Raw genomic sequence first — 23,133 nt, 5'->3', positions numbered from 1 at the left:
AGAAATGGACTTCTTGCTGGTCCCTGATGCATTAACCGCCAGTGAAACCCGCTTCGCGCTAGCCCAAAGAAATACCATGGGCGCCAAGGTCGGCAGCTTTTCTGTTCTGTTGGAGACTCTGGCAGAGCTGTGGTTGATAGAGCCCAGTGAGCTGGACTGGAACGTCGCGCTGCAGGAGCAGGCCCTCGCCATGGAGAATGCGTTCTGGGCCAAAAGTATCCGGGTGGATGAGCCTGCAACCGTTGCGGAACTGAAAGCCAGTATTACATTTTTGCTCAACCATTCGCCGCTCGGCGCCCGACCCGAGGCGGTACCTTCCCCGGCCAATCGTAACCAGCGCTATTACAATGACCTTGTTGCCCTTGTTCGGCGACTCGAAGAACGACCAGACACGGATCAATTGGCTGAGCAATGGGTCAAAGAGCACGAAGAGCTTTGCATCGAGCCGATCTACGTTTACCCGCGATTGCCTGAAAAATCCCTGTACCCCTGGCAGCGCCAGGTTCTGGAAATACTGCGCACAAAAGGCTGGATGACGCCGGAGCCGGATAAGTACGGGTTTATACCTTCACCAACGCCGGAGAATGAAAATAGCCCGATTCAGAAGTTCGCAAATACTTTGTTCCATTCGGACAAAGCCCCAATGGAACTTGAAAACCTGCACTGGCTCACCTGCCGTGATCACCTTCAAGAGGTAGAAGCCGTCACATCCATGGTGCAGGCAGCGGTCGAGCAGGGTATGAAGCCGGAGAGGATTGCCGTCGTCGTACCCAAGGGCGGCGATTACGAGCTCTGGCTGGAAAAACACTTTGAGTACGCCGGCCTGATCGCCAGCAACCTTCGGCCGGAGTCGGGTGTCTTCGACTGGCAGTCCTCACTGATTCATGACCTCCTGACTAGCCTTGTTCAGCCAGACATTCCGATGGCCATGATGAGCGCTATCATCAATCCGCTCATGCCCTGGGCGCCAGGGGTTGGTCATAAGCTGGCGGAGCGGTTCGGTAAAGGCGATGAGCTGACACTTGGCAACGAGCCCAGCGAGCAGGAGAGGGCCATGCTCCGGCTTCTTCTAACAACGCCGGAGCCGAGCTCAGCTGCGGTGCTCGATTGGATCAAAGAGATTGCTGAAAACACCCAGGGTCCGAAGATGAAAGGCCTTGGTAAAAAGCGCATGAGGACTTTGCTCGATAACACACGCCGATTAACGGGGCTGTATAGCGGCCAGCCCTTTATCGAGCAGATCAGCAACGTCATCCGGCAAATCCCGGTCGCCACCCTGGAGTCCCAGGAAGACCGGGTTCGCTACCTGCATGCCATCAACATCATCCGGGAAGGTGAGCCTCTGCCATTCCAGGTGGACGAACTCTTTGTTCTGGGCTTTAACCAGGGACATTACGCCTACCAGCTGGAAGCCACTGGCCCCATCGCTCGGGAGAGCTGGGATCAACTGGCAACGGTTTCAGGCCTTGCCATTCCCACTGTGGAAGAAAGTCAGAAACGGTGGGAAGATGAATTCTCCGAGTTGATGCGAAGAGCCGATAGTCGTGTGACCTTCTTGCGCTCCATGAATGATCATCAGGGCGGCGCCTTGGAACCGAGCGAGACCCTCCTGGATATGGCGCTGTGCATTCAGCCCCTTGAAAAGCTCGATCCTGAAAGCCTGGAGCAACCGGTACTCAAGGCTGAACACCCACTCCTGCGCAAAACAACCATTCAGCTGGAACAACCGGAATCGCCAAAACTGAAAGACCTGGAGCTGGCTCCGGAATTGATCCAGCAAGCACGCGTCAACCAGGATGGAACGCCGAAACCGGAATCTCCGAGCAGTCTGGAGAAACTCATGCAGTCCCCGCTGGCGTGGCTGCTGTATCGCCTGGGCATAAAATCGAGGCAGTGGGAACCTCAGACCCCGGACATCTCCGTGCAGGGCATCATCGCCCATAAAGTCTTTGAGCTGTTCCAGACCCACCAGAAGGACGTCTGGAGTGAAGTGTTGTTCGACCGCCTGTTCAATCAGGCGGTTCAGGAGGAAGCGTCATTTTTGGATTCTCCCCAGTGGCGGCTCAAGCGGACCCGGTTGCGCAATAGGATTTACCGTGCTCTAAACAGCTTCGCCGGCTGGTGCAAACAGGAGAACTGGACCATTTCCAATGTGGAACTAGAGCTTCAAGGGCAACTCTGGAATACGCCTCTGAGAGGCTTCGTCGATGCGGTGCTTACGAACGGCAACCAAACGCTGATCGTCGATTATAAAACCTCCAAGCACGGCAGCCGCCTGAAACGGCTTGAAAAGGGTTACGAACTACAAACTCTGATCTACAGGGAGCTGTTCCAGCATGGAAATAAAGCGGGCGAGGTGATGAGTGGCTACTTCACCCTCAACGACACCACCTTACTAACCGACAAGCCCCTACAGCCGAGCGATCAATTAAACGTGGTGCAGCCTGAGCCGAACCTGACCGCGCAATCTGCAGAGGCCGTTGAGTTGGTGCAAGAACGCCTTAGAGACCTGAATAACGGGAACATCAAGCTTAACGAGCGCACTGACGAGAAGTTCTGGAAGGACCGGGGCATCACCGCATATGCGTTAACAGACAGCCCGGTTGTCAGCCGGTTTACCCGCGAAGAGGAGGGCAACTCATGAGCCAGTCCGCCATTCTGCCTGCCCAGCCTCTTACACTGATTAAAGCGGGGGCCGGTGCCGGTAAAACCTACACTATCCAGAGCACGCTAGCGGACTGGATCAAGCAGGGCATTGTTAAAGCGGACCGCGTACTGGCCGTTACCTTCACCAACGATGCCGCGAACGAAATGCGCACCCGTATTCGCTTGGCGCTTTTGAAAGAAGGGATGATGGCCGAGGCTCGCCTGCTGCAGAAATCTAACATCTCAACCATCCATGCCTTCGGGCTGGAAATCCTCAAAACCTTTGCCTACGAAGCCGGTAAATCGCCCGCACCGCGCCAGTTAACCGAACAGGAGCAGGATTTTCTGTTGCGCAAGGCGATGGATCAGGCGCAGGCCATTCAACCCGTACTGGATGACTTGGAGCATTACGGATATGGCGGAGGCTTCAAGGGTGACGACTTTCAGGATGCCGACGAGCAGCTTACTGAAACCATCCTCGCGCTCATTAATAAGCTCCGTTCACTTGGCAAAGGGTTTAGCGAAACCTCTGATGAAGCGGAAGCGCTGCTGAGACAAGCCAAAGACATCATCAAGAAAACGTATGGCCATATTCAAAAAGATGGCGTCCCTTATGCCGATCAGCTTTGGAGCGCCATAGAAGCGGTAAAAACCGAATATCCCGACCCGACAACCCTCCGCGAGAAAGGTGAGTGGGGGAATAACGGCGACACTCGTGCCTTCGTCGACATCATTTATTCTGCCACGCGGGAAAGGCTGGATCGGGATTGGAAATTCTGGGCAAGCCTGCAATTTGACGACAAGCTGAAAAAGATTCGGGAAAAACACCCCCGCGCGGATCTGGCCGAACCGGTCTGGAACGCTGCCGAGAAACTCAGTGTTCATCCCGGGCCGCTTAATGACGCGTTGACGCATATCGAGTGTTTAATCAACGGTGTTCTGGAAACTCTGGCAGCATACCAGCACACGAAAGAGCAGGCTGGCCTTGTCGACTATGGCGACATGGTGCACCTGGCTAACGACATGCTGGCTGCCAACCCGGAATGGCTGAAAGAAATTGCAGGTGATTACGATTGCCTGATCATCGACGAATTCCAAGACACAAATCCCCTGCAGTACGCTTTACTGCGCCGCTTCCAGGCTAGCAGCAAATACACGCTGATTGTGGGCGATCTCAAGCAATCCATCATGGGCTTTCAGGGGTCTGACAGCCGACTGTTTGCGGAATTGCTGAACGATGGGGAGAATACTCCCGGAGTAGTCAAAGAGTTGGATAGCAACTGGCGCAGCACCCCCGAATTGATGAAGTTCATCAACGGTGTGGGTACCGCGTTATTCGGCAGCAAATACCAAGAGCTGGACCCTAAGGCCGGTTATAAGTCTGATCTGCCGGCTGTACAGGTGCTGCGATTCAGCAAAGACCACTGGAACCTGAACGCAAGCGCGAAAAGCTCCAAACCTGGTTTCACCGCTGAAGGCAACATTGCGCTAGCCAATCACATCAAGGAATTGCTCGGCAGTGCTACCCAGATTACCGATCGCCATAGCGGCAAAAAACGCCCGATCCTCGGCTCTGACATCGCTGTGCTGGCCAGGGGCCATTCCCGCTTAGGTAAGTTTGCGGAGGCGCTTCGCAAAGCTGGAGTAGAAGTGCAAATCCAGCAACCCGGTTTCCTGTCGTGCGAATCGGTGCAGTGGGTATTAAATGCCCTGCAAGCACTCAACAATCGACGGGACCACTATGCCTGGTTGGATCTGCTCACCTCACCACTGATGGGAGGCCAAAGCACGGAAAGGCTAAGCGAACTTTTGGCCAGCTATGATCCTAAAATAGCTTTGAACCACAGCCTAAAAGATCTATTGGAGCCGCTCTCTAACTCATTGCGAAAACAGCCGGTGAAAAACCAGTTGCTCACAATTATTGAAGAAGCCCGCTTGTTCGAAACTCTGAAGAGCCACACGCAAGGGCTTCAGTACCGAGCTAATCTGATAAAGCTCATTGGGCTGGCTGAAGAGTTTGAAGTGCTACAACCAGAAACCCTCAACGCAATGGGTATTGCCGGCAAAAACGCATCTACCTTTCCAGTGTGGCTCAACGAAAACAAAGACAGCATCGACGAACAACCCACGGCAGATCCCCAGGCTGAGGATGCCGTGGTGCTAAAAACCTGGCATTCCTCAAAAGGGTTGGAGTGGCCTGTCGTGATGGTGCTGGATGCGGAAAAAGCCAGTGAACCGCGCTTTCCCAGTATCAGCATGGCCTATCCAGCTGCTGGCATTGACTCCATGCTGGAAGAGAGCTTTGTTCAGGTATTGCCAAATGTTGAAGGACAGGCGAACAAAGAAAGATTCGCTAGGCTACTGTCCGAAGAGAATAAAGAAACCAACAAGAATCTTTATTACGTAGCTCTAACTCGGGCCCGAGAGCAAGTGATACTGCCTTGTTGGGAGGATTGCAAAGATAATTCCATGCTCTCGCTAATCACATCTGAAATCGACGTTTTGGAGCAGATGGGGAATAAACATCACTATTCGGAGAAATTCGTAGGTCAAAGGGACGCTAGTCTTGTCGAACAGGGCGGAAAACACCTTTCTTCTCCATTGGCACTTCGAATAGATCAAAAGTTGCGCGATGAAAAAACAGATTACACATTTACCCCGTCGCTGAAAACAGAGCCCGTTGATTTTGCTGTCCCGGTCACCGAAACAACAACTTATTTTCCTTCGCTCAATCTGAATTCTTACGCTGCCTTGCCCGCCAACGAGGTAGGCGTTTGGGTACACCGCCTGTACCAAGTTTACCTATCGCAACCGAAGCTCTTGAACAAGGCCCTTTCGATGAAGCCTGTTTGCGTAATGGATAATGTACAAAGGCAAGAAATAACAGCCCATCTCGAAGGATTTAAGCGCCACATAGAAGCTCAAACCGGCGGAGTAATAAAATGGCAGTGTGAGGTTCAAGTAATAGGCTTAAAGTCAAATTACCAAGTAATCAGTGGTGCAATAGATATTCTGATCGAAGGAAGAAGTGGTTGGTGGTTGATTGACCATAAAACAGACAATACAGTTGATTGGAGAAAGCATGTTATTCAGCTCTTAACCTACGGTCATCTGTGTGAGACGTTAAATATACAAAAAAGTTCTATTAATTGGGTAAGATCTGGTCAATTAGATTCGAAGTTTAGAAATATTTAGATATTTCGAAGTTATTTCTATAATTTAAATAAAAAGGTGCTAGATGCTAAGGTTCCCTAATCCAGGATCTGATCTTGATAACATAGTTCAATGTTTTATGTTTTTATATGAAAATATTGAACGAAGTGAGTACTTTTCAATTCATGACATGCAAGAGCTTTTAGTGCCCAATGGATTGATTAGTTCATCAGGAGCTGTCGGAACTGAGGCACTTCTAAAAGGCTCAAATAAAGATTTGTCTAGGGACAAATCGTACAATCAATGCAAGATGTATGCTGAAATTTATAGAATGTTAGGTTGGTTTCAGTCAGGAAAAAAGGCCCTTATTTACAATTTTACTCTATTGGGCGATCACATAGCGCACGCGACAACCAACCAAAAGGTTTTAATTGGATATTGTTTTTTAGGTATTTCATATCCAAATGAGGTTTTATCCGTAAATGGCCAGCATCACCTTCGACCGTTTTTGACAATATTAAAAGCCATGTCAGCTTTAGATGGAGTTTTGTCTCGTGATGAGATGATTTTAGGCCCTCTCTCAATGTCTAATGACACCTGTGAGGAAGAGTTTCGGGAGATGTGTTCCCAACTTAGGTCATTGAGAAAAAGCCAAACGAGATTTCGGTCAGAGCTAAATGATACATTGGCCCATAGAAGAATCACTAAAACCACAGCCGGAAATTACACTAGGTTTCCCCTTGGTGCTCTTAGATGGCTTCGCTGGGCGGAGCCGGAGAGCAACAAGAAGGATTATGAAAAAACTACACATACTTATCGAATTACAGAAGAAGGAACGGATATTCTTACGAATATGTTGTCCCGAAAGGATGTGAGGATTATTGATTTTTTAGGTCTACCCGATCCTGCCCAAAAGGAATTCTCAATCACATCTTTCTACAGAATGCTTTTTGAGTCTGGGTTCGATATTTCAGATAATAAAATTGAAGTAAGTAGGCCCTGTGCTGTTGAGCGACGTTTTTTTGACGATAGAATGACTGTATTTTCTCCATTTCAGGTGTTGTCCTCAAAAAAATTATATGAGATTTTCGGGAATGAGCGACCGCACTCGCATCGAAAGAGTGTGTATTCGCCAGAAAAAATTGATGATGCTGAGTTCGTTCAAAATCTGAATAACAAGATTGAATTTAAAAATAGGTCTTTGAAAGACTTCGATAACAAACTTAGTCGAACGATAAGTAGTATTCTGGAAGAAAATAGTCGTATTGATATTGATTCCATTGTTGGCGATCTCGCAAACTCTTTTATTTCATATTCCAAGGATGATTTCTATCCTCTTGTAGCCGAACTATTTTCGATTGTTGGGTTGAAATGTGAAGTTTCGCCTCATGGAGTGAATTCTCGCAGGTGGGATGCAATTATATTAAGCGACGGAGATTCGATCCCAATTGAAATAAAATCTCCGGCAGAGGAGATAAATGTTTCAGTAAAGGCAGTAAGGCAAGCGCTCGAAAATAAAATAATTCTACAGTCAAGGCAGTCTGAAAATAATGAGCCAGACACTTCAAGTATGGTAGTTGGATTCTATCTCCCAAACGAGAGGGCTGAGGTTGCCCAGCTGGTTGAGGATATATACAAAGTCTACGGAATATCTATAGCCGTATTTGGCATCAAGTCATTGTTAACCATGGCTATTAGGTGCATAAAAGAAGATAAGAGTGTTGATTTTTCGGAATTTACGTGCAAACGGGGCCTGATCGATGTCTGAAATACTAAAGGTAAAAGAATCTTTGACGGGCTATTGGTTCAAAAATAACGAATCTCCATCTGAGGTAAAACATGAGGTAGATAGGACTGAATATGGAGAATTAACTCTCGATAATGGTGAGGTTTTAGATTCGCCATGTGTTCTGTGTCATGATATTTTTTGTATAAATGCTCAGATAGATGATGACGTTTTCGATGTTCTGGAAGTATCTCAGACTAAAAAATTATGCCCTGTTGATGCTATTGAGATCGAAAATAAGAGTATAGTCGTAGGAGACTCTTGTATCTCCTGTGGTCTTTGTGTTGTTTCCTGTCCCATTGGTGCGTTGAAGTTTAATGAGAATAATGTTGTGTCAGCAAACAACGCGCGCGACTCGCTTAGTAGTGTAGCTGATCGTGTAAGTCTTAGTGACTTTCAAATAATTTCTTATGATGACTTTGAGGTAGAAAGTGAAAAATTCTTGCGATCTGTGATTAGCGGGATTTTAAAGTCTAAATCCAAAACTTTAACGATTAACCGTCTAATTACAAAAGCCATGTCAAAGTTAGGGGTTCCGACCTACTTAACTAGGCAAGGCGACGTAAACTTAAGAATGGATGCGATATCAAGGATTGGGACAAGGTTTTATCTGGTAGAGATAGAGACACTTGCGAATCTTGATTCTCCAAGGGATATTTTAGATGACGTTGCTGTATTTTGTTCTAGATATGATGTGGATAAAGAGCTTGTCACTGGGATCATAGTATTGACTGAGTTGCCTAATAAAAGGACTGAATATTGGGAGCTAATCGACGATATAGAGCGCGTCACCGGTGTCCGAATATTGACTGTTCCTTTGGCTGGGATTTTAACTCTTTTATGGAATAATTCGGAATTAATCGTCGATGATTTTTTCCTAAGTGCCCAGAACACTTCGGGTAGAAATGCTGTGGAAAAATCATTGGGACGAAAGTTAAATCTCCCAGAAAGCTGTAATTTAATTGAAGCGGCTAAATAGCCGCTTCAATTTGTAAAGCGGAAGATAGTCTATCATTGGCAGTTTCGATGTAATCGTTATTGATTTCAAATGCAATGAAACTACGTCCTAGTTTTTTTGCTGCGACGCATTCTGAACCGCTTCCCGCAAATGGGACAAGAATAGTGTCATTTTCGTTAGAGAAATGTTTAACGATCCTTTCAGAGATGCTGAGAGGCTTTTGTGTTGGATGATCTACCTTTTCATCTCGAAATCTCCTACCGGCCAAAGTCGGGAATGACCAGACATCTCCCGCTAGCCTTCCATCTGGGTGTGGTGTCCATACTTTGCCATTTTTCGTAATTTTATGCTTAAGTCTTTCTTTGCTCTTGTAGGGTTCTCTGATTGGATTATATGTATATTTGTCGCTCTTCGAAAACCATAAGATAGGCTCGTAGTGGGCAGACAAAGTATTTTTATAACCTGAAAAGCCATTCTCATAGTGCCAAATTATTTGGCGTCTGTATTTCAGGCCGATCTCATACATGTAGCATTGGAGCCAACAAAGGTGATGATGAATGCCATACACAAATATGCTTCCATCATCACTTAAAACCCGTTTGGCCTCGTCCAACCAAAGTTTACACCATGGCAACCAATTTTCTTTATTCTTGGTTTCATCCCATATACCGAAGTTCTTGTTCAAGTTATAGGGAGGGTCGGCAATGATAAGATCGATAGATCCTGAGTCGATTCTTTTCATTCCTTCGATGCAATCTTCATTGTAGATGGTATCAATTTTTAGCATTTTGAAGTATCAATATATATTGGTTGTGTATGTTTGGAACATAGGCATAAGGATAGCCGTATGGGAAAATACGTTTGTGCCTCTGATATAGTACCTTTAACCCTCTCATCTCCAAGCCGAGTGGTTCTAGCTTTCGTGCTAAATCCGCGTGAAACATTATATACTTTGATTTGTCTCGGAAATCGCTTACCACGATAGCCATGTATTTTTTAGGTTTTAGTGGGCGTACGCACTTTGCAAATATAGCTGTAAGCTCATCCAGAAAAGTATTGTAATCGTCTATATTGCCTAAATCGACTTCATTGTCGCTGTATTTAGTGTCAAGGTTGTGTGCTTTTCTTTCCTGCTTTACCTTATGATCTTCTTTATGAAGAATATTCCAATAGGGTGGACTGGTGACTATAAAGTCAAGGCTATTGTCATCTAGTTGATCAATGATAGTTCTAGAGTCGCCCTCTAGAACAGTTTGATCCTCCACGCTTTCAAACGATTCAACCTCAGTTTCAATCCGTTCTCTTGCGAGTTTTGCATAATTCGGATTTAATTCGATTCCAATTCCTCGGCGACCTTCAAGTGCACATGCTTTTAGGGTCGAGCCAATTCCGACAAATGGGTCTAGCACTACATTTCCGCGCTTCGTAAAAAATCGAATCAGCCTGGCTACATCTGTAAATGAAAAAGGAGCGGGGTGCTGCTTTTCAATTTTTACGTCAGGATGCTTCGCTCCGAGTCCCTTTTGGTTCCAAACTGAGATTGTTTCGGGGATCCACTCACTGGATGTTAAGTCATTCAATTTGTTCCTTGGATCGTACTTTCCTTTCCTTTCGTTGAGCGCGTTTTCTGGCACTTCTTCAGACGTAGGATCGTTTGTTTCAGGAGAATTATTTTGCTTTTGGCCTAAGGTCATATTCAATTCGCTTTTACCTACCTGATGTTGTGTTTGGCTGGTTTTCTTCGATATAGGCAGCCACGGCTTCAGAGAACCAGTCCTTCAATGTTCGACCGTTAGCGGTCAGTTGACTGTACAGTTGTCTCTTAATCTCAGGGTCGATTTCTACCACGATCCTTCCACTTTGCCCTATGCTCATGCTGTACATCCATCCAGTAAAGTTGCGATATCGATGTTACCTATGTCACATGTAAAGTCAATCGATCAGGACCTAATTATCTCGGCTCGATAATTTCGAGTTCTGTTCCATTTCGCCTGGCGAGCCAACGGTTAAGCTGAGGGCTTTGGTCTATGAAAGTTGTTACTATGTAGTGTCCAGGTGTTGCTGAATCACCTTTTATGTTTTGCCCACGACCAATAGGACGCTTGAATAAGGCTTCTGCTAGCGGTCTGCTCACCCGGATTATCAACCGTAAGTTGTCCTCCATTCCGAGGGCGAAGGATTGGGCGAGATCTGGCTCCAGCGAACTGTCATCAAAACTCAGGCGAGCTTCGGCCTTGGTGATTCTGTGCAGGGGTAACAGCTGAATACTCTCGTCCATATTCGGTGCACTGGGGTATTCCGCCAGTAGGTAGAGTATTTCTTCCTGGAGTAACAGTCGGAGGGGGAGGAGACCTTCGAGCCTGGTTTCCCCGTCCAGTGTTGCGATGGTCAGGTCGAGCGCATCCGAGCTGGCAAGGGCTTCTTCAATGGTGTTTTGCACATCCCCGTCAATGGGCGGAGACTCCGGCCGCATTGGGTCCGGAAGGTATTGTATGAGCTGCATCCATTGTTGTGCTCTCCTGTCGGTCTCTGCCGTCGTTGTGGCTTGTTGCCAGAGCGAATCCAGACGCTTTACCACGCTGCGCGGCAGGCGATTGTAGGCCTGCTGTTTGAGCATCGTGAGTGCCAGGGCGGCATCGTTGTCGTTCAGCAGGGTTTCCGGCAGCAGGCCTTTCAGGGATGTGAGGTGCCAGTAATTGGTTCTGCCGTTAGTACCCTGTTTGCTCTCCTTGTGGACAGACATAGGGAACACTTCCAGCAGGTTTTCCAGGTCGCGCTCTATGGTGCGCTTGGAAGAAGCGTGGTCCCTTTCTTTTAGCTCTTTGTGAATATCCCCGGTTGATTTGGCCAGGCCGGGGCGGGGCAGCAACTTCAGGATCTCGATTTGCCGTCTCAGCTGATCGCTCATGGGAAAGTCAGCCTTCCGGATTGGCGGTTGTATCGGGGGTCAGTTCAATCAGACGCTGGGCCAACTGTTCTATGCGGTCTTTTTCCATCAGCACATTCAGCCAGTCTGCCGGAATGGCGTTGAGCCCGTAATGGCACCCGGCCAGCTGCCCGGTGATCGCCGCGACAGTATCGCAATCATCCCCAAGATTCGCGGCGGCGAGCAGCGCAGCTTCAAGCGAGTCTGTTGTACCGAAACACCATAGCGCTGCCTCCAGAGTATCGACCACGTAACTTTTAGCTTTGATCAGCGCACCGGCCTTCTGAAGATAATCCCCCTGGGCCAGTGTCGTGATTTTTTTGCTCTTCCAGGCTTCGTCTTTTCCCGCTTCGAGGGCTTGGTTTTTGGGTTCTCCAAGCAGCAGATGATGAATAATCATTGCCAGTAACTCACTGGCCTCCAGACACTCTTCGGCACCGTGGGTGGTCCTGGTGGATTCTCTTGCCCAAAGGCGGATAAGTTCCAGGTCCGGATGCGCGGCGAGTACTGCTGGAAGCAGGCGCATCAAGCCACCGTTTCCTGCCGCCAACGGGTGTGTGGATCCTGCAAAGGGTTCATCGGTGTGTTTGAACTTTTTTAGGGCCGCCCCAAGGGTATTGCCTGGCGCCAAAGCCAGTTCACTGGGCCAGCCTTCCTGGCGGTCGTAAAAGCCCTCGTAGCGGCGCATTTGATCGGCCGCATCAAAACCGTTCCTGGCAACCAGGCTCTCTCCCAGGCACAACGCTAACCCCGTGTCGTCCGACCACTGGCCCATAGGCAAGTATCTTCGGGTGCTGTTCATGTCTTTGATGTCAGCGCTGCCACGGGGGCTGAATTCCACGCCGTTGGCCAGTGCATCACCGCATGCCAGCGCCAGCAAGCCGCCGATGGCGCGTTCGTTGAGAGTCATGGAGTATCCGGTTGCCTGTGTGATTGGAAGCGTTGTTAAGTTCGCCAGTTTACGGATATCCGCCCATATCGGCCAGCAACGCCAGATTGCGAGCTTCTCTAAGCCGCATTGTCATTCAGATGAATGACGTCGCCCCAATTTGTCGGGCTGCGGCCATCATTGGTCAGGACCCAGAGCGTCGGGTAGGCGGGCGGCGTTTCCGGGGCTTGCGCGCATCCGTCGGTCAGAACTATCAGTGCTTGCGGCGACTGTTCACTGCACGCCTCAAAGACGAGCCGAAAATCGGTTCCGCCACCACCGGTGATTTCCATTTTGTTCAGTCGGTACAAATCCTGTTCCGTGAGGACCTCGTCGCTTTGTACTCTTGTGTCAAAGACGATCAAACGGAGGCTCACCCGGTTGAAGGACGACAGGATGCCTTTGAGCTCGGCCAGAAAGTCCGGAACGTCATTGATGCAGCTGCCGGAGTTGTCTAAGGCCACCGTGAGTTCCAGGAAGCTTCCTTTTCGACTGGGGAGGTATAGCCCCCGGTGAATGTGCCGGCGTGAGGGCGGTAACCATTGCCTGTCCCCGCCTTGCTGTTTTTGCAGAAAGCGGGCGAGCATTTGCTGCCAGGGAACCTGTGGTTCGCGGATCCGATCAACGATCCGGCGCAGGTGTCCCGGAAGGTTTCCGGGCAACCGGTCCCGCTGCTGCGCCACGGCAATCAAGCGTTGACGCCAGGATTCACCCAATGACTGTTGATCTTGCGCAGTTGCCGGCGTTTCCGGCTGGAAGTCCGGATCCATTACCAGCTCTCCGGAATGTTTATTCAGGGCAGTATCGAGGTCATGGGTATCCAGAACCGTTTGCCCCCGCCTCGGTTGCTCTACCCCGTGGAGGAGGCGGGCGTAGATTTCTTCCGCGGAGAGATCCCGAAAGCGCTTGTCCCAAAGTGCGTCAGTCGGGCAGTGGCTGAGCTCGGCACTGAGGATGTGGTTTACCTCGTAATCGCAGGACTGGTTCCAAAGCTTTGAATCCCGGCCCAGTTGGCGCCGGAAGTGGCCCATGGCGCAGTGCCAGACTTCGTGGGCAATGATAAAGCGACGGTCCGCCTCGCTGCGCTTGGCCATAAACCGGGCGTTGAAGAAGATGTTTTTACCATCGGTTCCCGCGGTGAGCAGGCGGCTGTCGACCACTGAAATCAGGTTGAGCTGCATGGCCAACATGGCGGTAAAGGGTTGGGCCGTCATCATCAGCGCACGATCCTGTTCGCACGCTTTGCGCATGGTCTTTTTGAGAGCCTGGTCCTCCTCTGACGGCAGCAGGGTGGCGCTCTCTTTCAGCGCACTCATGCCACTTTCTCCATGTGCTGGTTGAAGACCTTGCCATGGGTTTTGCTCCAAGCCTCGAAAGCTGGATGGCAAAACACATCCATTGCCCGCTGCTCTTGTTTTGAATTGCCTTCAGCGGCGGTGGCATCCAACAGCGCCAGGGTGGCGAAATCGGATGTCAGTTCACCGCTGATTGCGAAGAAGCGCTCCAGGCGCTCCTGCAGACGATTCTCGGGGCCTTTCCATAGGTGATGGGCCAGGCTGCTGCAGAAAGCAAAACGCTGATCCGCGCGTTCTGGAATGCTTACAGGGCACTCCCCCCGTAGCATGGCCGGTACGTCCGGCAATTCCTTGCTCCAGCGGCGGAATGCCAGGAACTCGGTTGCTACTGCGCTGCCAACCAGTCCCTGAATCATCAGGCTCAGCGTATCCTCATTCAGGCTGTCGCCCGCGTGTTCGAGAATGCTGGCGACACGGGTCCAGCTGCGTGGACTCGGCCACCCCTGTTCGATGTTTCCGTTCATGTTAAAGAAGCATTCGGGCCGGAAGCGTACGAAACCGATGACGTCCGGATGCAGCTGTCTGGCCGCAGCCCATTGGCACCAGCTGTCCAGATCCGCCTCGACATCCAGATGGCAGAAACGGTTGGCCAGGGCGCTGGAAAACGTCTGCGCAACGGCGCGGTCCTCGGCGCGGTTGCCGGCCGCGACCACGAGCCAGCCATCGGGCAGGCTGTAAAGGTTGCCCAGGCGGCGATCGAGAATCAGTTCGTAGGCAGCAACCTGCAAAGACCGGTCCGCCGCCGTGATTTCGTCGAACAGGATAATGCCGCGACTCTCCGGGTCGCGAGGCCATTCGCCGGAGATCAGCCAGTTCACGGAATCCCCATCCGGAACCGGCAGGCCGCGAAGGTCGACCGGTTCCCGCTGTGACAGCCGGATATCAATGAACGCGACACCGGCTTTTTCGCATACGTCACGGATGATGGAGCTTTTGCCAACGCCGGGCGGCCCCCAGAGCATCACTGGCGGCAGTTGGTGGGCCATGTCCGATTGTTCACCCAGCAGCTGCAATTGATGCTGTAGAATGCCGTAGATCTGGCTGGGTGTGGCGTAGCGGGTGGTGTGGTTACGTTCGCTCATATCAGGCTTCTCCTTGGAATAGTGGGTAGTTGGTGTCGGTCTCGATCGCCTCATCTTCTTCGTCCTCACGAGTGCAGGGCGCCAGGGCGATTTGCATCAGCTGTTGCCGGTATTCGCTGACCTTGTCGTCCTGTCTGAAGAACGGACGACGACCGATTCGGGCCGCGAACCAGCTATCCGGATTTCGGGCGAGGCTCATCAATTGACTCCGAAACAGGCCTGGGCTCAGATGGACGATCGGCGGAACGGATTTCACCAGTGTTTCGAGCGGCAGGATGTCGCACAGGAATCCGATCACGGTGCGCTTGTCCTCCTGGGAGGCTCGCGAGCCAATCAGTAGTCGGACGATGCGCAAGGTTGGGTCCCGTTGCTGGCTTCGGTTGCGGCTGAGGAGAAAGTCATCATCGCGGCTGACGTATTCCTTCATACAGCGAATGGCCAGGCGGAATAATGCGTTGTTCCGGTGGTCATCAGCCGCCATGCGAAGAAGCGTTTCGAGCGCAACGTCGTCACTGCAGGTGAGGGCGATGTTGTCGCCATATTCCGCTGCGGCGCGCACGGTCGACTGACAGTGGTGCCATATTGCAAGATCGGCTTCCCAGCCCTGGGGCGCCAGGTCTTCCGGGAATTTCCAGTGCCAGTACAGGTCTGCCTTGGCGACGGCAGCTTCATTGAACGGGCGCTTCGCTCCCTTGTTTTTGCCACGGTTGTTACGGTGCCTGGCCGCCAGTTCCCGACGGGTCTGCCAGACAAGTTGCGGGGCAACGCCCAGGTCACATAGCTCCCGGATTTTTTGGAGACTCAGCACTACCTGCTCTCGTTCATGGGCGTTCGCCAGGATAGTGAGTATTCCGGCAAGCTGGGCACCCTCGCCATTCTTGAAGCGTTCCATACACGTGTTCAGTGAGGATTCGTCAAAGAAGAACCGCGCTTTCGCCATCAAGGGCGTGGGGAGAGCGCCAAAACACTGCACATCCATACCCAACGCGAGGTTCACCTTTGCTAAGGCATTGCAGTGATGCAGGGCGAGGCTGGTTCCGTTCTGAAAGTTCAGAGTCTCCAGCGTTTTGCTGTGAATGCGCGCATGTTGCCAGTTGTCTGCAATGGTTAGCTCCCCGGCGGATTGCTTTTGGTAGAGCACAAACCGATTGCCGGCACCGGCGAGCCGCTTTAGTGAGGGCGCATCGTAGACATCCAACGTCAGTCCGTGGCCCGAACTATTGGCTGTGCGCAGGTTCGGTACCTGCTGCAGCATCACCTTTCCGGAGGTGTTGATTTGAACGTGTCGTAGCCCCGCGGTGTTGGCTATAAGCCAGTCGTTATTCGCTTCCAGAGTCAGTTGATCACTGGTAGCAGGCATGTTCCCGGTAATAATCACCAGGCCCTGGCCTGCAGGCTCTGCAATGCCATCTTCAGGCGTACAGAAAACAAGCCGGCTCCAATGTTGCCGTTGTGGACATGCCTCGAAACGTGTCTGAACGTTTTCCCATGCGCCATCAAATTCGCTGATAGCACCGGCGATGACAAAGGGCTCGGGTTGCTTTTCAGAGTGGAAGTGCACGATTGCGCCCGGATGCCCCGAGGGCAGTGCAACCTGGGAAAGTCTCGGAAGATTGCTCAGCACCAGATGCGGGCGTTTGAGGGATTTCAATCGTTTGAGATGGATGGTCTCCAGGTTAGGCGCATCCAGAATGTCCAGCGCAAATACATCGGGTTCATCGATTTCCAGGACGGCGCCCGGGAAGTTGGCGATGCTGGCACCGCCTGCGGTATCTCTGGTGATGTAGTTTTGATAGCTGGTCATTCAATCCCCCTTGGTTGCCAACGTGAAACAAGTATGGGGAATTGATGCGACAATCTATGACGCTACGGGATTGCCTCGTTTAATTTTCCTTTTTAGCGAACGTCTGTAGCCCAACAGTTGCACGGGTTGCGCCGACATACCAAAGGTCCTCTCGGGAAGCGAAATCGCCACTGTCCATATCGACTAGAAAGACGAACGGCGATTGGAGCCCTTTGTAACTGCTGATGGTGCTGACCACGAAATCTTCGTCCGGAAATGCTGTTGCATTGAACGGTTACGGCCGATCTTCCAGCCATCCGAAATCGACCCTGAACTATCGCAATCCACGCCAAGAATCAAATGGCATGGTATGTCTTTGGTTCAAAGTGCGTTCGATATGCAGACTTTCCTGATTGGGAGCGAACGACCAGTGAATCTTTTCCGCGAGAAACCCCCAAGATGATTCAGAATTTTCTCGATCGGCGCCCTGTCTAATGGAATGTCGACCTTGTGACGAATTCGTGAGCGGCTCAATTTGCAACAGGCGGTCATCAAGAAAACTAGTACATACTCTTCCGAAGGAAGGAGTGCGTCTACCTGAATCCGGTTTTCGTATTCCTAGAACTTCTCCGGATACCGCTTGAGAATCGAAACGATGCGTTTTCGAAGGTCTGCATCCAGGTGGTGACCATCCGACATTTCTGCTGGTTGGGGCGTCGCTCTCCCCGCCGCCGCTGGTTAGGGCTGACTGAGAATGCCGGGTGGCGATTTATTCTGCTGACCACTGTCCACAGAGAAGTATTCGGGAATGGGCGGGAGACGTACATTGACGCTTCGCGCAAGAGCCTCCACAAACACCCGATACGTAGGATCTTTCCCCACTTCTTTAAGCAATTCCTCTCGTTCTTCAGCGCTTTTCTGCGCTTCTTGTTCTCTTTTTCGATCCTCAATACCCTCCACCAGAAGGCGCCCACCAAACCAAAATATGAGACATAGGGGAAACGTGATTACACAAACAAGGGTTGCTGCCCTCATGGCTCCAGCCAAGTCATTGTCGTAGGAAAACGAGAGGAAATAAGCGATCGAATCAATGGTTCTGCCTATGCCGACTATCCCGTTCAATCCAAACTAAAGCGAAAGATTTCGATCCATCCAAGGAAAGACGTAGTAGTGCGCGGACACATACAACGTTCAATGCTACGGAACCAGGCGTGAATGTTTAGTCGACTGGGACAGCGGCCAGGTGGTTACCAATATCGAACAACAGGTTCGGTTCCGCTTTCTGTTTGCACTTGCCGGCATCGCGCAAAGCCCGCTTGTAGGACTGGTAAACCTTGGCCCCCGAAGGGGATTTCACAAAGCCGCGTTTGATGGCCGTGCTCGTTTCCTTGAGGAAAGCCAAGAACTCATCCTCGTTAGGTAGGTGAACCACATAGCCCATAAACTTGGATTCCGGAGGCAATCCAAGCTCTGCAATCACCTCTTCAATCGGTCGTTCACTCACAGCCATAATCAGACTTCCTTACTGAATGATTTGGTATCGGGCAAAGCCGAGCTCCTTAGCTACAGGCGTCTTTTCCGTGAGAGGCTTTGGGGCTTCTTCACACTCAATGACGTTCTCCATCATGCACAACCTCGGCAAGCGGAATCCTGGAGTCTCGCACTCGTACCAGCGGCCGTAGCCTAGATTATTCTGCAGGTCTCCGGAGCGGGGCTTGAAGTTAAGAATGGAATTCTGTTTGGCGAAAACTCCCTCGGACACGTAGATCTCGTAATGGAGTCCGGATTTGTTCTAGGAAAAGCTTTGGCGATTCCAATAGCAAATTCACCCACCTTTAGTCGCCCAAGTCAGTATACCTTGAGCTGAATGAAAAAGAATAAATCCGGCTTCGCTGCGAAAGGTCGCCGCATTTTTTTCTCGCATCAACGGCAGGCTGAAGTAAACCTGAAGAACGGAAAATTTGAGTTCGTTCAGGTGCAGGAGACCCCTGCGTTCGCTGTTTGGAAGGGCGTCTTGTTCTATTAATTCAAAGGGAGGGATCGGCTTAGCCAAAACGAAATTCGTGTCAGTTTGCTCTGGCGAAACAGACTAGCAGAGGCGGGCCCTCGCTCGAATATCCTTTAGGTAACAAAGTGTTCCCGAGCAAGAGGTTGGCCTGTGGTATGGCGATAGGCAATGAGCTTTCCACCATAGGCTGCGGAATAGTCGACGCCCGCTACATTAGCGCCGAGCGTGTCGGGCTCTCCTACCATTGCGTAGTGGCCAAAAAACACCGGAGCGCTATCTGGTTTGGGTCCTTCAATCTGGACCGGCACAACGTCGCTTTCTATCGGGTTTATCTCAGCACGATTTTCGGGCCACCACTGGATCCGGAAACGTTTGCTGCGGAATCCTGGATTATGGGCGAGGCTGGAAGGGAATTGATGCGCGCAACCTGCGACGACCCTATCCAGTGCAAGGTGCAGATCCGAATAGGTGTCTCGATAGGCCGCCAGACCTTTATGATCCAGGCAGGTAATGCCGGTTTTTTTCAAACACGCAATCGCCTCTTCATCCCAGCAGGCGTGAACAACCCGCAGCTCGGGCTCGTCGATGTAAACGGGTTGGTCGCGGAGCCACTCAAACAGGCTGATCAGTCGGTTTGGCTCATACTTGAACGCTTCAGTCAGTTGAACACGGCTGTGATGTCTTTCTGTGGCGTCCAGGAACGCCATTACGTCGCCGGTATGGTCGGCCGCATCGTGAATCCAGTTCAACTCGTGGTTGCCAACGACCAGCGTGGCTGAGCCTGCGTCGACCATGCTTCTTACGGTGGTGAGAACGGCAGCGGCATTCGGACCCTTATCAATCAGATCGCCGACGAACACCGCCAGGTGATTGGGCTTTTGCCAAACCCCTTCCTGCTTTTCGTATCCCAGTTTTTTCAGAAGCGATATGAGTTTGTCGTAATGCCCGTGTACGTCCCCGATTATGTCGTACGTAGTCGCAGGTGTTTGTGCATTCGTCATAGGTATCTCCTCAGTTGGTAATCAGTATGGCGCAGCGATGCGTCAATCTGAGTCGCACCCATTGAGTTTCTCGATGCGACTTATTCTGACGCGCCGGGGCATTAATCTGGTTTCAGCGAATGAGGAGACGCAGATGGCTAAGAGAAACGATTTTCATAAAGGCACGTTGCTAGGACTTGCGATCGGAGACGCCCTGGGAACCACGGTTGAATTCCGCCGCCGCGACAGCTTTCCGCTGCACACGGAAATGACAGGGGGTGGAGCATTTAAGGTGAAGCCGGGTGAGTGGACCGATGACACCGCGATGGCGCTCTGCCTTGCCAAGAGCCTGGTCGAGTGCGGAGGATTTGATTCTACGGATCAACTGGAGCGTTACGTTCGCTGGATGAACGATGGCTATATGGCCTGCCAGGGAAACTGTTTTGATATCGGGAATACGACGCGCGATGCGCTGCGACGGTTTTCGCACACTGGAGTGAGCTTTGCCGGCACGGACAATCCGTTCTCCAGCGGCAATGGTGGAATCATGCGATTGGCTCCTGCAGTGATCGCTGCTGGCGACCGTGAGACCGCGGTGGAGTATGCGATCAATAGTTCTCGAACAACCCATGCGAGTGGGGATTGCCTGGATGGGGCAGAACTACTGGGGACAATTCTTTGGGAACTTCGTGAAGGGGCAGATCTGAAAGAGCTGCTGGAAAATCTACCGGATACCAACGAGCGAGGCATGGCTATCGGACGAATAAAGCGTGGATTTTTCCGCCATTTCACCCGAGATCAAATTTCGTCGAGTGGTTACGTGATCGATACCCTGGAGGCTGCGCTTTGGAGTTGTTATCACTCGGAGTGTTTTGAGGATGCTCTGATTACTGCGGTCAATCTTGGGGATGATGCAGATACAGTTGGAGCCGTTACGGGACAGATCGCAGGAGCGGCTTGGGGAGTTGAGGCTATTCCGACCCGATGGTTGGAGAAACTGGTTTGGCGTGAGAGGGTTGAATCCATGGCCATGGCCTTGGCAAGCCAAGGCATAGGTCGAGCAACGTACCTCTGACTCAACCATTGGCGCCGGATTCTGAACTCCGCCGGCACCAGCTTGCCAATCTTTTCGAATCATTTGTGTACGCATTTCTGCTCGAATCTCCAGTTTGTCTATACGGAGCTTAGCAAGATCCTCGAAGGGAAATTGACGGTAAACGGTGTTTTTTGCGTGCATGACCGAGCCTGGATTGCCCCGATGGATAACTTTTCTATGGGGCGGTCTTTGATTTGGCGTCGTTGGGAGTGAGCGAATGATGTTTTGAGAGACACGATTCGCAGGACGGAGTGACCTGCTTTAGTGCGGCCCTTGCTGCTCAATTTAACGTCTGAATTAGGACTCTTGTTTTTCACGCGGTATTTAACAGTACAACCCCTGCTTAAGATAGCGATTCATATTGATCAGGAAAATACTTGCTGCAAAGTAGGTTTATGAAAAACTGGTAATAAGTTTTAAATATCGCGCTTCTAAATTAGCCAAATACTGTTAAATACGTGGCGTTTCATATCTACGCTCGGATCTCATTATTTCTCGGGCTATATTGATTAGTGCTGGTTAATATGAAGCCTCCGATCTTTCCATGCCCCGTAATCTCCAAGAATCCAGGGCGTTCTCTGGAACCTCGGACGACTGGAATCAGTCGAATTCGGGCTGAGGCCTTGATCTCTTTGCAGGGAGGCCAAGCCTCTGATCTGGCATACTAACTTTGCGAGGCCAAAAGCTCTGTTGGGAGAAACTTCTTAATTTCCCAGGGCTGGACGTTTCATCTGCGCACGTCCGACGTGCTAGTGCGCCTTCTGGTAATTTAAAGCGGCTTTGAGAGTTTCGAGTGGGATTTTTTATGGGACTGTGCGCGCTTGCGACACCCGTGTGCGTTGCTTTAGTGTTCGTGCCCGCAGTTGACAGTGACTTGGTGGGGGCGCTTGCAACCTGCATTGTTTGAATTATTCAGGATGATTATGAAACAAGTTGCAGTTATCGGTTCTGCCGGCAGTAATAATCAGCAACGAAAGCTCGCGGAATCTGTGGGTGCCTTGATTGCACAGGAGGGATCTTCGCTCATATGCGGAGGTCTGCAGGGAGTGATGGAAGATGCATGCAGAGGGTTCAAATCGGTGGCCAGCAGCGGTGTAACAGTCGGCATCTTGCCAGGGCAGGATCCTGCAACCGCAAATGACTGGGTAGATATTGTTATACCGACAGGCTTGGACGTAAGTCGGAATGGATTGGTAGTTGCGAGTGCCAAGGTTGTTATCGCTATTGGTGGTGGCGCCGGCACTTTGAGCGAATTGGCGTTAGCAAGCCAGCTTGGTCGAGCCACGATTTTGCTACATGGTGGTGGTGGTTGGACTGACAGGCTGGAAGCAGATGATTATCTCGATGATCGAGCTTCAACGCCGATCAGACATGCCTATTCAATTGATGAGTGTCGCCAGATACTGAGGGAGTTGATGGAGTCGGATAAGACTTACGGTGCCATCAATAGTGGCCACCTGCAAAGATGAAGTTAATTGTTCCCATAAGCTATTTCGAGGGACGCCCTAGGAGCGAATTGTGGATTGTCGACACGTTGTCTCGTCGTCATTTCCGCTGGCAAACTCTCTCGCCATCAAACCGACCTGTCCAAGGAAAGGGCGTGACGGGTATTGATCGATTGAACGATTCTCACTATGTGATCTGTGATTTTAATCGAGTATTGCTTCTGAATGCTTCCGGAGAGGTCGTTGAGTGTCGCACAGTTGACGACATGAACGATCTGCATTCTGTGACTAGCACGAGTGAAGGTATTCTTGTGACGAATACCGGACGGGATGCGGTCGAGTTATTGGCCGAGGACCTGACTCCTAAATATCGATGGTCTGGCATCAGCGAAACTGAGTGGCTTCGAAGGGTCGTGGGTAATTACGAGGTGGTAGGTAGTTACTTTGACGAGGCCAGCGCTTTGATACCATTTTGTAGGCGCAGACTACCGGATCGGCATCATGTTAATTACGCAATAAAGCTCCCAGACGGGCGTTATGTCGCGAGCAGCCTCGTCCATCGAGCTTACATTGACCTCGCAACTTGGCAGCCCATCAGCCAGGTTTTGAAGCAGCCACCGCATGACGGTTGCCTGTTTAAAGGCAATCTGTGGATTACTTCGGTAGACGGAAATATATACTCCGCTGACACTAACACTGACGGTAAGCTGCATTTCCGGCATCGGCTGTCACTTTTTAACGATGACCCCCATTACGGTTGGTGCAGAGGCCTCTACTTTTCCTGCGGCAAGCTCTTTATCGGTATTACTGCCATCCAGGAGATCTCTAGTCGAACCAGCTGGCTGAGGGGAGCTCCTTCCGAAACTAAAACCGGGCTCTATCAGCTTTGCAGCGATAGCCTGGAGGTTGAGCACTTCTATGATTTCAGCCACCCTGATGGGGCGCGGATATTCAGCATGACTGAAGCTCTTGTATGTTGACGATCAT

Annotated in this window: 18 protein-coding genes; 7 read left to right on the top strand and 11 right to left on the bottom strand. The window is 50.9% G+C overall.

What is annotated here, in order from left to right; translation table 11 throughout:
- Positions 1-4: 4 nt before the first annotated feature.
- From ACESMK_RS04365 to ACESMK_RS04350, 4 genes are read left to right on the top strand one after another with little or no spacing between them, the layout of a single operon-like run.
- Complete coding sequence (locus ACESMK_RS04365) at positions 5-2,644, top strand: PD-(D/E)XK nuclease family protein (RefSeq protein WP_372995652.1); 2,640 nt, start codon at positions 5-7, stop codon at positions 2,642-2,644.
- On the top strand, positions 2,641-5,841 hold the full coding sequence (locus ACESMK_RS04360) for a UvrD-helicase domain-containing protein (RefSeq protein ID WP_372995650.1): 3,201 nt from the start codon (positions 2,641-2,643) through the stop codon (positions 5,839-5,841). Before ACESMK_RS04365 ends, ACESMK_RS04360 begins: the two co-directional genes overlap by 4 nt.
- Before the next feature lie 43 nt (positions 5,842-5,884).
- On the top strand, positions 5,885-7,567 hold the full coding sequence (locus ACESMK_RS04355; protein ID WP_372995648.1) for a hypothetical protein: 1,683 nt from the start codon (positions 5,885-5,887) through the stop codon (positions 7,565-7,567).
- Positions 7,560-8,564 (top strand): 4Fe-4S binding protein, encoded by a 1,005-nt coding sequence (locus tag ACESMK_RS04350; RefSeq protein WP_372995646.1) that lies wholly within the window; start codon positions 7,560-7,562, stop codon positions 8,562-8,564. Before ACESMK_RS04355 ends, ACESMK_RS04350 begins: the two co-directional genes overlap by 8 nt.
- Here the strand turns inward: ACESMK_RS04350 and ACESMK_RS04345 are convergent.
- The 11 genes from ACESMK_RS04345 to ACESMK_RS04295 form a co-directional block, all read right to left on the bottom strand.
- Positions 8,557-9,330: a DNA-methyltransferase gene (locus ACESMK_RS04345; RefSeq protein WP_372995644.1), complete on the bottom strand. Its 774-nt coding sequence runs from the start codon at positions 9,328-9,330 to the stop codon at positions 8,557-8,559. The genes ACESMK_RS04350 and ACESMK_RS04345 overlap by 8 nt on opposite strands.
- The gene (locus tag ACESMK_RS04340) at positions 9,317-10,237 is read right to left on the bottom strand and encodes a DNA methyltransferase (RefSeq protein ID WP_372996053.1); all 921 of its coding nucleotides are present in this window, start codon (positions 10,235-10,237) and stop codon (positions 9,317-9,319) included. The genes ACESMK_RS04345 and ACESMK_RS04340 overlap by 14 nt, the downstream gene beginning before the upstream one ends.
- 257 nt (positions 10,238-10,494) lie before the next feature.
- Positions 10,495-11,451 (bottom strand): WYL domain-containing protein, encoded by a 957-nt coding sequence (locus tag ACESMK_RS04335; RefSeq protein WP_372995642.1) that lies wholly within the window; start codon positions 11,449-11,451, stop codon positions 10,495-10,497.
- A 7-nt stretch (positions 11,452-11,458) separates the two neighbouring features.
- On the bottom strand, positions 11,459-12,379 hold the full coding sequence (locus ACESMK_RS04330; protein WP_372995640.1) for an ADP-ribosylglycohydrolase family protein: 921 nt from the start codon (positions 12,377-12,379) through the stop codon (positions 11,459-11,461).
- A 98-nt stretch (positions 12,380-12,477) separates the two neighbouring features.
- Entirely contained in the window at positions 12,478-13,713 is a 1,236-nt protein-coding gene (locus ACESMK_RS04325) for a DUF2201 family putative metallopeptidase (protein WP_372995638.1), read from the bottom strand.
- Positions 13,710-14,834: an AAA family ATPase gene (locus ACESMK_RS04320; RefSeq protein ID WP_372995636.1), complete on the bottom strand. Its 1,125-nt coding sequence runs from the start codon at positions 14,832-14,834 to the stop codon at positions 13,710-13,712. Before ACESMK_RS04320 ends, ACESMK_RS04325 begins: the two co-directional genes overlap by 4 nt.
- A gap of 1 nt (position 14,835) precedes the next feature.
- A complete protein-coding gene (locus tag ACESMK_RS04315) occupies positions 14,836-16,638 on the bottom strand; it encodes a hypothetical protein (protein ID WP_372995634.1) in 1,803 nt (600 codons plus the stop codon).
- Between the two features lie 79 nt (positions 16,639-16,717).
- The gene (locus ACESMK_RS04310) at positions 16,718-16,876 is read right to left on the bottom strand and encodes an ATP-binding domain-containing protein (RefSeq protein ID WP_372995632.1); all 159 of its coding nucleotides are present in this window, start codon (positions 16,874-16,876) and stop codon (positions 16,718-16,720) included.
- 960 nt (positions 16,877-17,836) lie between these two features.
- Positions 17,837-18,127 carry a hypothetical protein gene (locus tag ACESMK_RS04305; protein ID WP_372995630.1) on the bottom strand — a complete coding sequence of 97 codons (291 nt, stop codon included), beginning with the start codon at positions 18,125-18,127 and terminating at the stop codon, positions 17,837-17,839.
- Positions 18,128-18,442: 315 nt separating this feature from the next.
- Entirely contained in the window at positions 18,443-18,670 is a 228-nt protein-coding gene (locus ACESMK_RS04300) for a hypothetical protein (protein WP_372995628.1), read from the bottom strand.
- Between the two features lie 68 nt (positions 18,671-18,738).
- Positions 18,739-19,626: a metallophosphoesterase gene (locus tag ACESMK_RS04295; protein WP_372995626.1), complete on the bottom strand. Its 888-nt coding sequence runs from the start codon at positions 19,624-19,626 to the stop codon at positions 18,739-18,741.
- 133 nt (positions 19,627-19,759) lie between these two features.
- Between ACESMK_RS04295 and ACESMK_RS04290 the strand changes: the two genes are divergently transcribed.
- From ACESMK_RS04290 to ACESMK_RS04280, 3 genes are all read left to right on the top strand, one after another.
- Positions 19,760-20,680, top strand: a complete 921-nt coding sequence (locus ACESMK_RS04290; RefSeq protein ID WP_372995624.1) for an ADP-ribosylglycohydrolase family protein — start codon at positions 19,760-19,762, stop codon at positions 20,678-20,680.
- A gap of 944 nt (positions 20,681-21,624) precedes the next feature.
- The gene (locus ACESMK_RS04285; RefSeq protein ID WP_372995622.1) at positions 21,625-22,170 is read left to right on the top strand and encodes a TIGR00725 family protein; all 546 of its coding nucleotides are present in this window, start codon (positions 21,625-21,627) and stop codon (positions 22,168-22,170) included.
- Between the two features lie 131 nt (positions 22,171-22,301).
- Positions 22,302-23,126 (top strand): hypothetical protein, encoded by an 825-nt coding sequence (locus ACESMK_RS04280; RefSeq protein ID WP_372995620.1) that lies wholly within the window; start codon positions 22,302-22,304, stop codon positions 23,124-23,126.
- Positions 23,127-23,133: the final 7 nt, after the last annotated feature.

This window comes from Marinobacter sp. (assembly GCF_041687235.1).
Taxonomy (GTDB): domain Bacteria; phylum Pseudomonadota; class Gammaproteobacteria; order Pseudomonadales; family Oleiphilaceae; genus Marinobacter.
The sequence above is the reverse complement of the archived record's forward strand: the minus strand, read 5'-3'. Positions and strand labels throughout refer to the sequence as shown.